The organism is Citrobacter sp. Cf116, from assembly GCF_030336505.1.
In the GTDB taxonomy this organism is placed as follows: Bacteria; Pseudomonadota; Gammaproteobacteria; order Enterobacterales; family Enterobacteriaceae; genus Citrobacter; species Citrobacter freundii.
In genome coordinates this window covers 343592-359378 of sequence record NZ_JAOWEQ010000024.1, presented here as the reverse complement: position 1 = coordinate 359378, position 15787 = coordinate 343592, and the positions used below count along the sequence as shown (strand labels likewise).

Genomic DNA, 15787 nt, shown 5'->3' with positions numbered 1-15787 from the left:
TATCCTATAGACGAAGCTATCCATGATGAATGATTCTTTCTGCCGCATTATCGCAGGTGAAATTCAGGCTCGTGCTGAACAGGTAGAAGCTGCCGTTCGCCTGCTTGACGAAGGGAACACCGTGCCGTTTATCGCACGATATCGTAAGGAAATCACCGGCGGTCTGGACGATACGCAACTGCGTAATCTGGAAACCCGTCTGGGATATCTGCGTGAACTGGAAGACCGCCGTCAGGCAATCCTGAAATCTATCGGCGAGCAAGGCAAACTGACCGACGACCTGGCGAAAGCGATCAACGGCACGTTAAGTAAGACCGAACTCGAAGATCTCTATCTGCCGTACAAACCTAAGCGCCGTACCCGTGGGCAGATTGCCATTGAAGCAGGCCTTGAACCGCTGGCAGACCTGCTGTGGAACGAGCCGTCTCACGACCCGGAAACAGAAGCCGCTAAATATCTCAACGCCGACAACGGCGTGGCGGATACCAAAGCGGCCCTCGACGGCGCACGTTACATCCTGATGGAACGCTTCGCTGAAGATGCCGCGCTGCTGGCGAAAGTGCGTGACTACCTGTGGAAGAACGCGCATTTGGTTTCCACCGTGGTAAGCGGTAAAGAAGAGGAAGGCGCGAAATTCCGCGACTACTTCGATCACCACGAACCGATCTCTACCGTGCCATCCCACCGTGCGCTGGCCATGTTCCGTGGCCGTAACGAAGGCGTGCTGCAGCTTTCGCTGAATGCCGATCCGCAATTCGATGAGCCGCCAAAAGAGAGCCACGGCGAACAGATTATCCAGAACCACCTGGGACTGCGCCTGAATAACGCACCTGCCGACAGTTGGCGCAAAGGCGTGGTCAGTTGGACATGGCGAATTAAGGTGCTGATGCACCTCGAAACCGAACTGATGGGCACCGTGCGCGAACGCGCGGAAGATGAAGCAATCAACGTCTTTGCCCGTAACCTGCATGACCTGCTGATGGCGGCTCCGGCCGGCCTGCGCGCCACCATGGGCCTCGATCCCGGCCTGCGTACCGGCGTGAAGGTGGCGGTTGTTGACGGTACCGGTAAGCTGGTCGCGACCGACACCATTTATCCACACACCGGTCAGGCCGCCAAAGCCGCCGTTGCCGTTGCGGCGCTGTGTGAAAAATACAACGTTGAGCTGGTGGCGATTGGTAACGGTACAGCGTCGCGCGAAACCGAGCGCTTCTTCCTCGACGTGCAGAAACAGTTCCCGAAAGTCACCGCGCAGAAAGTGATCGTCAGCGAAGCCGGGGCATCGGTTTACTCGGCTTCCGAGCTGGCGGCGCAGGAGTTCCCGGATCTCGACGTTTCATTGCGTGGCGCAGTGTCTATCGCCCGTCGTCTGCAGGATCCGCTGGCTGAGCTGGTGAAAATCGATCCGAAATCGATCGGTGTGGGCCAGTATCAGCACGACGTTAGTCAGACGCAGCTGGCGCGTAAGCTGGACGCGGTGGTGGAAGACTGTGTGAACGCCGTCGGCGTCGATCTCAATACCGCTTCCGTTCCGCTGTTGACCCGCGTGGCCGGTCTGACACGCATGATGGCGCAAAACATCGTCGCCTGGCGTGATGAGAACGGTCAGTTCCAGAACCGTCAGCAACTGCTGAAAGTCAGCCGTCTGGGGCCAAAAGCCTTTGAACAGTGCGCAGGCTTCCTGCGCATCAACCATGGCGATAACCCACTGGATGCCTCCACCGTTCACCCGGAAGCCTATCCGATTGTGGAACGCATTCTGGCCGCTACCGAGCAATCGCTGCGTGACCTGATGGGCAACAGCAACGAACTGCGCAATCTGAAAGCCGCCGATTTTACTGACGAACGCTTCGGGGTGCCGACCGTCACCGACATCATCAAAGAGCTGGAAAAACCGGGCCGCGATCCGCGTCCTGAATTTAAAACCGCGCAGTTTGCCGATGGCGTCGAAACCATGAACGATCTGCTGCCGGGAATGATCCTGGAAGGGGCGGTCACCAACGTCACCAATTTCGGCGCGTTTGTTGATATCGGCGTTCATCAGGATGGTCTGGTGCATATCTCTTCGCTGTCGAATAAGTTCGTCGACGATCCACACACCGTGGTGAAAGCGGGCGACATTGTGAAGGTGAAAGTGCTGGAAGTGGACCTGCAACGTAAGCGTATCGCGCTGACCATGCGTTTGGACGAGCAGCCGGGTGAAACCAATGCGCGTCGCGGCGGCGGGAATAACGATCGCACTCAGGGCAATCGCCCGGCGCCAAAAGCGGCGAAACCGCGTGGTCGTGACGCCCAGCCTGCGGGCAACAGCGCGATGATGGATGCGCTGGCAGCGGCAATGGGTAAAAAGCGCTAAGTTTAAACCGTGTGCCGGATGATGGAATCAATACCTTATCCGGCATATTTAATATATCCCCCGCTTTTCACCACAATATATTTATCACTTTATTAACAGATGAAACCTTAATTAAACATTAAGATTCTCAATAATTACCTCCGCGAACCATTCTTTCCCTACCAGAATAAATATTGAGGAATATCAAAATTGGCTCAAATTATTATCCAATTGTACATTCCGTCACATTTATTCTATTGATGATAGAAACCATTCTCATTATCATTGTTTTGTTGATTATTTACTCTTTCCTTACGTTGGCTAATCATCTGGTCTCATGCCGCCCTGTCGCCCCATGAGGTAATCATCCAGTTAGCGAGATATAAGTAGGTCCCTATGCAATTCACTCCTGACAGTGCGTGGAAAATTACCGGCTTTGCCCGTGAAATCAGCCCGGCTTATCGTCAGAAACTGTTGTCACTTGGCATGCTGCCCGGCTCCTCCTTCAACGTGGTACGCGTCGCCCCGCTCGGCGATCCTATCCATATCGAAACGCGTCGCGTAAGTCTGGTATTGCGTAAAAAGGATTTGGCGTTATTAGAAGTGGAAGCGGTTTCCTGTTAATACAGTGAGTCTATAAAAATGAAAAAACTAACCATTGGTTTAATTGGTAATCCTAATTCCGGCAAGACAACTTTATTCAACCAGCTCACCGGCGCGCGCCAGCGTGTAGGTAACTGGGCTGGCGTTACCGTTGAGCGTAAAGAAGGTCATTTCGCCACAACGGACCATCAGGTCACGCTGGTGGATTTACCCGGCACCTATTCTCTGACGACAATCTCATCCCAGACCTCTCTCGATGAGCAGATTGCCTGCCACTATATTTTAAGCGGCGACGCGGATCTGTTGATCAACGTGGTCGATGCTTCAAACCTTGAACGCAACCTCTACCTGACGTTGCAACTGCTTGAGTTGGGCATCCCCTGCATCGTCGCGTTGAATATGCTGGATATCGCTGAAAAGCAGCAAATCCGTATTGATATCGACGCCCTCTCAGCACGTCTTGGCTGCCCGGTGGTTCCGCTGGTTTCCACCCGCGCCCGCGGCATTGAAGCGCTGAAGCTAGCGATCGATCGCTACAAAGAAAACGACACTGTCGAGCTGGTCCATTATGCCCAGCCGTTGCTGCAGGAAGCGGACTCCCTCGCCGACGCGATGGCTAAAGATATGCCGCTCAAACAGCGCCGCTGGCTTGGCCTGCAGATGCTGGAAGGCGATATCTACAGCCGCGCCTATGCGGGTGATGCCGCGCAAAATCTCGATGCCTCTATCGCACGCCTGAGCGAGACAATGGATGATCCGGCGCTGCATATCGCCGATGCGCGCTATCAGTGCATTGCCGCTATCTGCGATACCGTCAGCAATACTCTGACGGCAGAACCGAGCCGTTTCACCACCGCGGTAGATAAAATCGTTCTCAACCGCTTCCTCGGGCTACCGATTTTCCTGTTCGTGATGTACCTGATGTTCCTGCTCGCCATTAACATCGGCGGCGCACTGCAACCGTTGTTTGACGTTGGCTCCGTAGCACTCTTTATCCATGGTATTCAGTGGATTGGCTACACGCTGCACTTCCCGGACTGGCTAACCATCTTCCTGGCCCAGGGCCTTGGCGGCGGGATTAACACCGTGCTGCCGCTGGTACCGCAAATCGGCATGATGTATCTGTTCCTCTCCTTCCTTGAAGACTCCGGCTACATGGCGCGCGCCGCGTTTGTGATGGACCGTCTGATGCAGGCGCTGGGACTGCCGGGCAAATCGTTCGTCCCGCTGATCGTCGGCTTTGGCTGTAACGTACCGTCCGTGATGGGCGCACGTACGCTGGACGCCCCGCGTGAGCGTCTGATGACCATCATGATGGCGCCGTTTATGTCCTGCGGCGCACGTCTGGCGATTTTCGCCGTCTTTGCCGCGGCGTTCTTTGGTCAGAACGGCGCACTGGCGGTCTTCTCGCTGTACGTACTGGGTATCGTGATGGCTGTTTTGACGGGCCTGATGCTCAAACACACCATCATGCGTGGTGAAGCAACACCGTTCGTGATGGAGCTGCCGGTATATCACGTGCCGCACATCAAGAGTCTGATTATTCAGACCTGGCAACGCCTGAAAGGCTTCGTTCTGCGTGCAGGTAAAGTCATCATCATCGTCAGCATTTTCCTCAGCGCGTTTAACAGTTTCTCGCTGAGCGGGAAAATCGTCGATAACATCAACGACTCTGCTCTGGCCTCCGTTAGCCGTGTTATTACTCCTGTGTTTAAACCGATTGGCGTTCACGAAGATAACTGGCAGGCAACCGTAGGTTTGTTCACCGGCGCGATGGCGAAAGAAGTGGTGGTGGGTACGCTGAACACGCTCTATACCGCGGAAAACATTCAGGAAGAAGAGTTCAACCCGGCAGATTTCCACCTCGGTGACGAGCTGATCGGCGCAGTGGATGAAACCTGGCAAAGCCTGAAAAACACCTTCAGCCTGAGCGTACTGGCTAACCCTATCGAAGCCAGCAAGGGCGACGGCGAAATGGCGACGGGCGCAATGGGCGTGATGGGCGAGAAATTTGGCAGCGCCGCCGCCGCGTACAGCTACCTGATCTTTGTTCTGCTGTATGTGCCGTGCATTTCAGTGATGGGCGCTATCGCACGTGAATCCAGCCGTGGCTGGATGAGTTTCTCGATTCTGTGGGGCCTGAATATCGCCTACTCTCTGTCGACGCTGTTTTATCAGACGGTCAGCTACAAAGAGCACCCGACCTACAGCCTGGTGTGCATTTTAGCGGTCATCCTGTTTAACATCGTGTTGCTGGGCCTGCTGCGTCGAGCTCGCAGCCGCGTGGACCTCGCACTGCTGGCAACCAACAGAACGGCGAGTTCCTGCTGTTCCAGCACGACTGGCGATTGCCACTAAGGTTATCGACAATGGCATCACTTATTCAGGTTCGTGATTTATTGGCTTTGCGGGGGCGCATGGAGGCAACACAAATTAGCCACACGCTGCATACCCCGCAGCCCATGATTGACGCCATGCTGAATCAGTTAGAAAAGATGGGCAAAGCGGTGCGGATTCAGGAAGATGCCGACGGGTGTCTTTCCGGAAGCTGCAAAAGTTGCCCGGAAGGTAAAGCCTGCCTGCGCGAATGGTGGGCTTTACGCTAATCAGATGCTATTTGCCGGATGGCGCTACGCTTATCCGGCCTACAAATGATGCAAACGTCCAGGCCGGATAATTCGTTTATGCAGATATCCGGCTTTTTTGCGTAATGGATTCCACATAGATTTCATTATTTCAGCAAAAAAGATCTATCCTCCAGCCAGCTACGCATCGTTATTAATTCGTGGATGATTACTGCCGACCATGAAAGTAGAGTCTCGTCATCTTGTTTCTCAGGTGACGGATCGCCATGAATACTGACACGACTGCTGCGCCGCATGACGCGATTTTCAAAACGTTCTTAAACCACCCGGCAACCGCACGCGACTTTCTTCAGCTCCATCTTCCAGCCTCTTTACAAAAACTATGCGATCTTAAAACGCTGCAACTGGAATCAGGCAGCTTTATCGAGGACGATTTACGCGCGTACTATTCCGACGTGCTGTGGTCGTTAAAAACTCGCGAAGGTGATGGTTACATTTACACCATTATTGAACATCAAAGCAGCGCCGATGCTCACATGGCATTTCGGCTAATGCGCTATGCCATTGCGGTAATGCAGCGTCATCTGGATGCGGGACATAAGAAGCTGCCTCTGGTAATCCCCCTACTTTTTTATCATGGTGCAGCAAGCCCATACCCCTATTCACTTTGTTGGCTGGACGAGTTTGATGACCCAGAGTCCGCCAGACAGCTTTATAGCACCGCGTTTCCATTGATCGATATCACCGTTATGCCCGATGACGAGATTATGCAGCATCGCCGGATGGCGCTGTTGGAACTCATCCAAAAATATATCCGTAAACGCGATTTAATGGGGCTGGTAGAAAAACTGGCCATCCTGCTTGTTAAAGGACACGCTAATGACAACCAGTTGAAAGCCTTGTTTAATTACCTGATGCAAGCCGGAGACACCATGCATTTTGGGGAATTTATTCATGAAATCGCCGAACGTTTACCCCAACATAAGGACAAGTTGATGACTATCGCCGAAAGATTACGACAGGAAGGGCATCTTAATGGCCTTCAGGAAGGCCATCGGAAAGGATTACAAGAGGGGTTACAAACGGGCAAACGAGAGGAAGCTTTGCGCATCGCGACAACCATGCTAGTGGATGGTATCGACAGATTAACAATACTCAGAATTACCGGGCTTAGCGCTAAAGACCTGCCTGCGCAACCGCATTAATTTCAGGCCCGGCAAGCGCGACGCTACCGGGCAAATCAACATTGGCTATAGCTGTTGTTTTAACGCCACCAGCGCTGAGCAGAACTCCGCCGGATGCGAGATAAACGGCGCATGCGCCGCCTTAGCAAACACCAACGACTCGCTCTGCGGCCACAGGGCATCCAGCATCGGGACGACTTTGCGCGGCACCAGGCCATCAAGATAGCCGTACAACCGCAGGAAAGGCATTTCCACCGCGCACAGCGGTTCACGCAGATCAACTGTTTTCAGGATCTCCAGCCCGCCATTAAGCACCTCGACTTCCGGCATGGGTAAAGCAAGCACCGTTTTCTTCAACGCTCGCGCATCCTGACGCGCGGTTTCAGTACCCATCGTTTGCAATGCCAGAAAACGCTCCACTGTACGCTGGAAATCTTCGCTCAGCTGCTGCTGGAAGCCTGCCAGCACCTCTGGCTTGATACCCGGCCACTCATCCCGCGCGCTAAAGCAAGGGGAAGACGCGACGGTCACCAGCGCCTGAACACGCTCAGGATGCGTTAAGGCTACCTGACTCGCGACCAACCCGCCCAGACTCCAGCCGAGCCAGATAGCTTTCTCCGGTGCCTGTTTCAATACCCGCTCAGCCATCTCTTCCAGCGACATTGCACCGAAACCCTGGCTACGACCAAATCCCGGTAAGTCGACAAGATGCAGCGTAAAATGCGAACCCAGTTCCTCGCTTATGCAATGCCACACTTGCGCATTCAGTCCCCATCCGTGCAGCAGCACAAGATGGCAATTTCCCGAACCCTGGGTCTGCCACCAGATGTCATTCATCAGTTATTGTTCTCTTTTAGCCTGAAAGGATGCATCTATGCTAACAGTACCGGGATTGTGCTGGCTATGCCGAATGCCCCTGACGTTAGGGCATTGGGGGATCTGCTCAGTCTGTACGCGGGCAACGCGCCAACACGCCAGCCTATGCCCCCAATGTGGACTCCCTGCCGCTCATACCGTCATTCCCTGTGGGCGCTGCCAGCAAAAACCGCCGCCGTGGCAGCGGCTGGTCACCGTCAGCGACTATGTTCCGCCGTTGAGCGGGCTTATCCACCAGCTCAAGTTTTCGCGACGCAGTGAAATGGCCTCCGCCCTTTCACGTTTGCTGTTGCTGGAGGTATTACAGGCCCGGCGCGTCAGCGCTCTTCCTCTGCCAGACAGGCTGGTCAGCGTCCCGCTCTGGCAACGCCGACACTGGCGCAGAGGGTTTAATCAGAGCGATTTACTGTGCCGTCCGCTTGCACGCTGGCTGGGTTGCGACTGGGACAGCCAGACCGTCTCGCGGGTTCGGGCAACCGCCACGCAGCACCATCTCAGCGCCCGATTACGTAAACGTAACCTGAAAAATGCCTTTCGCCTTGAATTGCCGGTGCAGGGACTCCATATGGTTATTGTGGATGATGTCGTCACTACCGGAAGTACCGTCGCGGAAATCGCGCAGCTGCTTTTACGCAACGGCGCGGCGACTGTCCAGGTATGGTGCCTGTGTCGAACCTTGTAGAGCCTCGATGATGGGCGTATTATAACCAAGTAAAATAGTCAACTATTAGGCCATTACTATGATCCATATTTCCGATGCTGCACAAGCGCACTTTGCCAAACTGCTGGCAAATCAGGAAGAAGGGACACAAATCCGCGTATTTGTGATTAATCCCGGCACGCCTAACGCTGAATGCGGCGTTTCTTATTGTCCGCCGGACGCCGTGGAAGCAACCGACACCGCCATTAAATTTGACCTGCTGACCGCATATGTTGATGAACTGAGCGCACCGTATCTGGAAGATGCAGAAATCGATTTCGTTACCGACCAGTTAGGCTCCCAGCTGACCCTGAAAGCACCAAACGCCAAAATGCGTAAAGTTGCCGATGATGCGCCGCTGATGGAACGCGTGGAGTACATGCTGCAATCGCAGATCAACCCACAGCTGGCTGGCCACGGTGGTCGCGTATCTCTGATGGAAATCACCGATGAAGGCTACGCCATTCTGCAGTTTGGCGGCGGCTGTAACGGCTGTTCAATGGTCGATGTGACGCTGAAAGAAGGTATCGAGAAGCAGCTGCTGGCTGAATTCCCTGAACTGAAAGGCGTTCGCGATTTAACCGAACACCAGCGCGGCGAGCACTCTTACTACTAACGACCAGACTTGTAGGCCCGGTAAGACGCATCCGCGTCGCCACCGGGCATCGATGCCGGATGGCAGCGTAAACGCTTTATCCGGCCTACGCCCTTACATTTCTCTGCACGTACCCTGTAATAATCCCCTGCATAATTTGACCAGCCTCTCATAATTTAAATTTTGCCTGCCCAGGTGATTTTCAAGCGCCACATGTTACCCGTATCATTCGTATCAGCACCTAACACACACATAATAGCCAGCTAAACTGATTAGTTTTGCAGGCAACCAGCATTGGTGCTGAGAATACTCTGTTCCCGGTCGGGACAATCGGAATTTGTCATCTAAACACTGACGTTACCCATAACAAAGTTAAGGCCAGGTAAATCATGCCATTAGTCATCGTTGCTATCGGTGTAATCTTGTTACTCCTCCTGATGATCCGTTTCAAAATGAACGGTTTCATCGCTCTCGTCCTGGTGGCGCTTGCTGTCGGATTGATGCAAGGGATGCCACTGGATAAAGTCATCGGTTCAATTAAAGCCGGCGTCGGCGGAACTCTTGGCAGCCTCGCCCTGATTATGGGTTTTGGCGCCATGCTGGGCAAAATGCTGGCGGACTGCGGCGGCGCACAGCGCATCGCAACCACGCTGATTGCTAAATTCGGCAAAAAACATATTCAATGGGCGGTGGTATTAACCGGCTTCACCGTTGGTTTTGCCCTGTTCTACGAAGTTGGTTTCGTACTGATGCTGCCGCTGGTGTTCACCATTGCCGCTGCTGCCAATATCCCGCTGCTGTACGTTGGCGTGCCAATGGCTGCGGCACTGTCCGTAACGCACGGCTTCCTGCCACCGCACCCGGGTCCAACCGCTATTGCCACCATTTTCCACGCAGATATGGGTAAAACCCTGCTGTTTGGTACGATTCTGGCAATCCCGACCGTTATTCTCGCCGGTCCGGTATACGCACGTTTCCTGAAAGGCATTGATAAGCCAATCCCGGAAGGTCTGTACAGCGCAAAAACCTTCACTGAAGAAGAGATGCCAGGCTTTGGCGTCAGCGTCTGGACCTCTCTGGTCCCGGTTATTCTGATGGCAATGCGCGCCGTGGCGGAGATGATTCTGCCGAAAGGTCATGCTTTCCTGACGGTTGCAGAATTCCTCGGTGACCCGGTCATGGCAACGCTGATTGCAGTGCTGATTGCGATGTTCACGTTTGGTCTGAACCGCGGACGTTCGATGGATCAGATTAACGACACGCTGGTGTCTTCAATCAAAATCATTGCGATGATGCTGTTGATCATCGGCGGCGGCGGTGCCTTCAAACAGGTTCTGGTTGATAGCGGCGTGGACAAATACATCGCCTCAATGATGCACGGCTCTAACGTGTCTCCGCTGCTGATGGCATGGTCTATCGCTGCAGTACTGCGTATCGCATTGGGTTCCGCAACCGTTGCAGCGATCACCGCTGGTGGGATAGTGGCGCCGCTGATTGCAACAACCGGCGTAAGCCCTGAGCTGATGGTTATTGCGGTTGGTTCCGGTTCTGTCATCTTCTCCCACGTGAACGATCCAGGTTTCTGGCTGTTCAAGGAGTACTTCAACCTGACCATCGGTGAAACCATCAAGTCATGGTCAATGCTGGAAACCATTATCTCCGTGTGCGGTCTGGTAGGGTGTCTGCTGCTGGGTATGGTGGTCTGATAAAACGGTGCCGGGTGGCGCTTCGCTTACCCGGCCTACCGCTGTCATCGTAGGCCGGATAAGACGCACTCTGCGTCGCCATCCGGCAAAATAACACTACTTCTTCTTCGCCGCCGCTTTTCGCCGCTTATCCAAATCCTTAATCAGCTTATTCACTCTCTCATCGGCGAACATCTGCTCCAGCGTGGCGGTGAGCTTACGCCGCCAGTTTTTGTACTGGTCGCTGGTCCCCGGAATGTTGACCGGTTCAGCCATATCCAGCCAGTCTTCCGGTTGTAGGCCCAGCAGCGCACTGTTGCTGTCAGCGATGTAGCGTTGCATGCCGCGATTAAGAATCGGCGTCATCGACATCAGGGATGCCTTGTGACCGGCACGTTTTGGCAGGCAGCCGTATTTGTGCAGCGCGTCCAGCAGCCCCTGTTTCGCCAGTTCTCGGTCCTGATACAACCCGCGCAGCACGACTTCATCCGGATACAGGCCCAGTGCTTTACCCAGCGTCAAATCGCCGCTATCCCAATAACCTTTAAGCGTAGGAAGGTCATGCGTCGCCGCGACTGCCATTGATTGTTCCGGGTACGCTTTCGGCGTACGGAAGTTTTTCTCATGGTCATTCTCGAAATAAAGCACTTTGTAGGAGTACACGCCGCTGTCGCGCAGCTTGCTGACGATCTCCACCGGCACAGTACCCAGATCCTCACCAATTACCATGCAGTGATGACGTTTACTCTCCAGCGCCAAAATTGAAAGCAGGTCATCGACCGGATAGTGCACGTAAGCGCCGTGATCGGCAGTTTCACCGTAGGGGATCCACCACAGACGCAGCATCGACATAACATGGTCGATACGCAGCGCACCGCAGTTCTGCATATTGGCGCGCAGCAGTTCGATAAACGGTTCGTAGGCGCGTGCCGTGATGATGTGCGGATCCATCGGCGGTAGCCCCCAGTTTTGTCCGAGCGGACCGAGAATATCCGGCGGCGCACCAACCGAGGCTTTCAGGCAATACAGCTCGCGGTCGCACCAGGTTTCCGCCCCACCTTCGGCCACGCCAACCGCCAGATCGCGATACAGTCCAATCGGCATCGCAAAACTCTGGCTGGTTTTCCAGCAGTCAGCAAACTGGGTATACGCCAGCCACTGTAACCACAGGTAGAAATCCACATCGTCACGATGTTCTTCGCAGAAGCGTTTTACCTCTGGCGAGTCCACTGACTGGAAAGCTTCCGGCCACACCGGCCATCCCCAGCGTAATGCGTCCTCTTTGACCTGATGCGCATGCAGCGCATCAAAGGCTGCCTGCCAGTAGAGGCTGTCCCCTTCCTGAGACACAAACTGGCGAAATGCCGCCATCTGCTCATCATCACGTGCAGAGAAGCTTTTCCACGCCATACGTAGCGCCGTCATCTTCAGTGCAGTAACGGCAGAATAATCAACCCACTCGGCATCGCGCGCACGTTGCAGAGCTTGCTGAGTCGCGGGTTTCTGCCACCACGCCTGCGCCTCTTTACTCAGGCGGAAATCGTCTACGGCGTTCACATCAATATAAATCACGTTCAACCAGCGGCGTGAAGACGGGCTGTACGGGCTGGCGCTCTCCGGGTTAGCCGGATACAGCGCGTGAATAGGATTAAGCCCGATAAACGCGCCGCCGCGTTGCGCCACATCTACCAGCATGGCGCGGAGATCGCCAAAGTCGCCAATCCCCCAGTTCTTTTCTGATCGCAGGGTGTAGAGCTGAACGCATGCGCCCCACAGCTTCTGCCCGGCTAACAGCGCCTGCGGTTCATAGCAGCGCTTTGGTGCCACGATGATACGACAATGGGTACGCAGCTCGCCCTGGGTCAGGGTCAACGTGTGATACCCCTCCGGCAGCTTCGCCGGAAGAGTGAAAGATTTACCGCCGACGGCATGCCCTTTGTGCTGCACGCCCTCTTCGGTGGTCAGCAGCCAGTTAAACTCTCCGCTTCCCTCAACCGCCAGCGGCATTTTCTTACCGGCGGTATAGACCATGACATTCGGCACCGGAGTTACCGCCACCTGAGTGGCAGCGGTGGTGCGATGCATGGCGTCAAGCAAACGCCGTTTGGTTTCGGCACCAATAGACTGCGGTTTACCGTGGGCATTAATGTAATTGGGGCTGATCCCCGCCGCCAGCGCGGCATTATCCAGACGTTTGCTTTCCATCGCGATTCCTTAACGTTTCGCCTGCCAGATACGAGCCTGATAATCGCGGATGGAGCGATCCGAGCTGAACATGCCGCAACGTGCGGTATTCAGAATCGCCGCCCGGGTCCAGGCTTCCTGGTCACGATACAACACGTCAACCTGCTTCTGAGCTTCAACGTAGGCCGCGAAGTCCGCCATTACCAGATACGGGTCGCCGCCCTGCTTGCCGATACTGTGCAGCATCTGGTCAAAGGCATGCTTGTCGCCGTCGCTGTATTTCCCGCTTTCCAGCTCTTTCAGGACAGCATCCAGCACTTTGTCTTTTTTACGCCATTTCACCGGGTCGTAGCCTTTGGCTTTGAGCACCTTCACCTCTTCCACGGTATGACCAAAGATAAAGATATTCTCGTCACCCACCTTCTCGGCGATTTCGACGTTTGCGCCATCCAGCGTACCAACGGTTAACGCACCGTTCAGCGCCAGCTTCATGTTACCGGTGCCGGAAGCCTCTTTCCCTGCGGTTGAAATCTGCTCAGAGATATCCGCCGCCGGGATCAGCATTTCCGCCGCCGAGACACAATAATCCGGCAGGAAGACGACCTTCAGCTTGTCGCCAACTTTCGGGTCGTTATTGATAGTTTGTGCAACCTGGTTGATGGCGAAGATGATATTTTTCGCCAGGTAGTAACCTGGAGCAGCTTTTGCGCCAAACAGGAATACGCGCGGCACGCGATCTGCCTGCGGGTTGTCACGGATTTCTTTGTACAACGCCAGAATATGCAGCAGGTTGAGGTGCTGACGCTTGTATTCATGCAGACGTTTAATCTGAATATCAAAGATAGCGTTAGTCGTTATTTCAATACCGGTACGCGCTTTAATAAACTTCACCAGGCGCTCTTTGTTCGCCAGCTTGATGTCGCGATACTGCTGACGGAACTTCGCGTCGTCTGCATATTTTTCCAGGTTAATCAACTGGTCGAGGTCGTTGGCCCACTCTTTTTTCAGCGTTTTATCCAGCAGTGCGGCAAGCGCCGGGTTGCACTGCTTAATCCAGCGACGTGGGGTAATCCCATTGGTGACGTTATGGAATTTGTTCGGCCAGAGCTGGTGATATTCAGGGAACAGATCTTTCACCACCAGATCGGAGTGCAGCGCCGCCACACCGTTAACCGCAAAGCCGCTGACCACGCACATGTTAGCCATGCGCACCTGTTTGTTGTGCACCACCGCCAGCTTCGCCCAAACTTCAGCATCACCCGGCCAGGTTTTATCAACCAACGTCTTAAAGCGCTCGTTAATCTCTTTGATGATTTGCATATGGCGCGGCAGTAGCGCTTTCACCAGCTTCTCGTCCCAGCACTCCAGCGCTTCTGGCATAAGGGTGTGGTTGGTGTAAGCAAATGTTTTGCTGGTAATGGCCCACGCATCGTCCCAGCTCATCTGGTGCTCATCAATCAGCACGCGCAGCAGCTCAGGAATGGCAATGGTCGGGTGAGTATCGTTGAGCTGAATAACTTCAAAATCAGCCAGCTCATGCAGTTTACGCCCTGCCAGATGATGGCGGCGCAGAATGTCAGCTACAGAACAGGCACACTGGAAGTACTGCTGCATCAGGCGCAGCTTTTTACCCGCGGTGTGGTTATCGTTCGGGTACAGCACTTTCGTCAGTTTTTCGGCGTCGATGCCCTGCTGCTCTGCGCGCAGGAAATCACCGTCGTTAAATTTGGTCAGGTTAAACGGATGCGCGTGGCTGGCCTGCCACAGACGCAGCGGTTGCGCTACGCCGTTACGGTAGCCGAGAACTGGCAGATCCCAGGCCTGACCGGTGATGGTAAAACCTGGCTCCCAGTGGCCTTCTTTGCTGACCTTACCGCCAATCCCAACCTGCACATCCAGCGCCTCGTTGTGACGGAACCACGGGTAGCTGCCACGATGCCAGTCATCCGGGGCTTCCATCTGTTGCCCATCGGCAAACGACTGACGGAACAGGCCGTACTGGTAGTTGAGGCCATAGCCCGTCGCCGACTGGCCGACAGTCGCCATCGAATCGAGGAAGCAGGCTGCCAGGCGTCCCAATCCACCGTTACCCAACGCCGGATCGGTCTCTTCTTCCAGCAGGTCGGTCAGGTTGACGTCATGTGCTTTCAGCTCATCGCTCACCTCCTGATACCAGCCGAGGTTGAGTAAGTTATTGCCGGTCAGACGGCCAATCAAAAACTCCATCGAGATGTAGTTAACGTGACGCTGATTTTTTGCCGGTTTCGCCGCAGGCTGGGCGCTGAGTAACTCAGCCAACGCCCCACTCACTGCCTGCCACCACTGGCGCGACGTCATTTCTTGAGCCGACAGTAAACCGAAGCGCTGCCACTGACGCGTCAGGGCAGCCTGAAATTGATCTTTGTTGAAAGTAGGCTGTGACATAGGGGTTCCAGATCCTTAGGTAATAAAACAACGTTATCGCTAGTTTGCCTGGCTCGTTGTTGACATTCCTCATCCTGGCACGGATTAGGGAGGGAGGAGGAGCGGGGATGAGCATAAAAGTGTGATCTCCGCCACTTAAAGGGGGCGTAATCACCCGTAAATTCGCGCAAACCGTGCATAACGCCCTTTGGATGACGCATTAATAACAAAGGATTAATCGACAATCTCAAATAATGGAGTGACGATGAGAAACAAAATGTAAATAGAGAAATAGTTTCTAACCTGAAATATCTATGCCGGGTAAGATAATTCACATAAAAATTTTAAGTCGGCCACAAAATTCGTCGATTTTGATTAGTCGCCTGAGTAACCATATAAAAACAGAGGGATTTTTCGACACATTAAAAATTACAACGGATCCAGTCGCCACGCCTGTTGCGACTCTTTAAAACAATTATTGCAATAGATGTATAGATTTGTGACATAGTGCAAAATCAGACACACAAAAAGTCCGCTTAGCTTGCATAAAACACCAATCTGGCCGACCTTATATCTATTAATTACGAAGCGCAAAAAAAATCATTCTTCCCTATTTTCACACAGTGAAGTGACTAAC

General features: G+C 53.9%; 11 protein-coding genes. 8 read left to right on the top strand and 3 right to left on the bottom strand.

Features of this window, described 5'->3' with window-relative positions:
* Positions 1-22: 22 nt before the first annotated feature.
* From OGV74_RS02880 to OGV74_RS02860, 5 genes are all read left to right on the top strand, one after another.
* Entirely contained in the window at positions 23-2356 is a 2334-nt protein-coding gene (locus OGV74_RS02880; RefSeq protein ID WP_016151100.1) for a Tex family protein, read from the top strand.
* A 375-nt stretch (positions 2357-2731) separates the two neighbouring features.
* On the top strand, positions 2732-2959 hold the full coding sequence (gene feoA, locus OGV74_RS02875; RefSeq protein ID WP_003023519.1) for a ferrous iron transporter A: 228 nt from the start codon (positions 2732-2734) through the stop codon (positions 2957-2959).
* Positions 2960-2977: 18 nt separating this feature from the next.
* Entirely contained in the window at positions 2978-5296 is a 2319-nt protein-coding gene (gene feoB / locus OGV74_RS02870; RefSeq protein ID WP_286520271.1) for a Fe(2+) transporter permease subunit FeoB, read from the top strand.
* Positions 5297-5307: 11 nt separating this feature from the next.
* Positions 5308-5544 (top strand): [Fe-S]-dependent transcriptional repressor FeoC, encoded by a 237-nt coding sequence (gene feoC / locus OGV74_RS02865; RefSeq protein WP_003023516.1) that lies wholly within the window; start codon positions 5308-5310, stop codon positions 5542-5544.
* A 245-nt stretch (positions 5545-5789) separates the two neighbouring features.
* Entirely contained in the window at positions 5790-6728 is a 939-nt protein-coding gene (locus OGV74_RS02860; RefSeq protein WP_086504639.1) for an Rpn family recombination-promoting nuclease/putative transposase, read from the top strand.
* 45 nt (positions 6729-6773) lie between these two features.
* On the opposite strand, the gene bioH is transcribed toward OGV74_RS02860, so the two are convergent.
* Entirely contained in the window at positions 6774-7544 is a 771-nt protein-coding gene (gene bioH / locus OGV74_RS02855; RefSeq protein WP_032950398.1) for a pimeloyl-ACP methyl ester esterase BioH, read from the bottom strand.
* A gap of 37 nt (positions 7545-7581) precedes the next feature.
* Between bioH and gntX the strand changes: the two genes are divergently transcribed.
* From gntX to gntT, 3 genes are all read left to right on the top strand, one after another.
* Positions 7582-8265, top strand: coding sequence for a DNA utilization protein GntX (gene gntX / locus OGV74_RS02850; protein WP_286520267.1), 684 nt, complete (start codon positions 7582-7584; stop codon positions 8263-8265).
* Positions 8266-8323: 58 nt separating this feature from the next.
* On the top strand, positions 8324-8899 hold the full coding sequence (gene nfuA, locus OGV74_RS02845) for a Fe-S biogenesis protein NfuA (protein ID WP_003023509.1): 576 nt from the start codon (positions 8324-8326) through the stop codon (positions 8897-8899).
* 368 nt (positions 8900-9267) lie between these two features.
* The gene (gene gntT, locus OGV74_RS02840) at positions 9268-10584 is read left to right on the top strand and encodes a gluconate transporter (RefSeq protein ID WP_003023507.1); all 1317 of its coding nucleotides are present in this window, start codon (positions 9268-9270) and stop codon (positions 10582-10584) included.
* Positions 10585-10680: 96 nt separating this feature from the next.
* Here gntT and malQ read toward each other — a convergent pair whose 3' ends face one another.
* Positions 10681-12768 (bottom strand): 4-alpha-glucanotransferase, encoded by a 2088-nt coding sequence (gene malQ, locus OGV74_RS02835; protein WP_032937252.1) that lies wholly within the window; start codon positions 12766-12768, stop codon positions 10681-10683.
* Between the two features lie 9 nt (positions 12769-12777).
* A complete protein-coding gene (malP, locus tag OGV74_RS02830) occupies positions 12778-15171 on the bottom strand; it encodes a maltodextrin phosphorylase (RefSeq protein ID WP_003023502.1) in 2394 nt (797 codons plus the stop codon).
* Positions 15172-15787 lie beyond the last annotated feature (616 nt).

What these genes read in the sequence shown, in the direction of transcription:
- OGV74_RS02880 (WP_016151100.1), top strand. Translation starts at nt 23, where the DNA reads ATGATGAATGATTCTTTCTGCCGCATTATCGCAGGTGAAATTCAGGCT.
- feoA (WP_003023519.1), top strand. Translation starts at nt 2,732, where the DNA reads ATGCAATTCACTCCTGACAGTGCGTGGAAAATTACCGGCTTTGCCCGT.
- feoB (WP_286520271.1), top strand. Translation starts at nt 2,978, where the DNA reads ATGAAAAAACTAACCATTGGTTTAATTGGTAATCCTAATTCCGGCAAG.
- feoC (WP_003023516.1), top strand. Translation starts at nt 5,308, where the DNA reads ATGGCATCACTTATTCAGGTTCGTGATTTATTGGCTTTGCGGGGGCGC.
- OGV74_RS02860 (WP_086504639.1), top strand. Translation starts at nt 5,790, where the DNA reads ATGAATACTGACACGACTGCTGCGCCGCATGACGCGATTTTCAAAACG.
- bioH (WP_032950398.1), bottom strand. Translation starts at nt 7,544, where the DNA reads ATGAATGACATCTGGTGGCAGACCCAGGGTTCGGGAAATTGCCATCTT.
- gntX (WP_286520267.1), top strand. Translation starts at nt 7,582, where the DNA reads ATGCTAACAGTACCGGGATTGTGCTGGCTATGCCGAATGCCCCTGACG.
- nfuA (WP_003023509.1), top strand. Translation starts at nt 8,324, where the DNA reads ATGATCCATATTTCCGATGCTGCACAAGCGCACTTTGCCAAACTGCTG.
- gntT (WP_003023507.1), top strand. Translation starts at nt 9,268, where the DNA reads ATGCCATTAGTCATCGTTGCTATCGGTGTAATCTTGTTACTCCTCCTG.
- malQ (WP_032937252.1), bottom strand. Translation starts at nt 12,768, where the DNA reads ATGGAAAGCAAACGTCTGGATAATGCCGCGCTGGCGGCGGGGATCAGC.
- malP (WP_003023502.1), bottom strand. Translation starts at nt 15,171, where the DNA reads ATGTCACAGCCTACTTTCAACAAAGATCAATTTCAGGCTGCCCTGACG.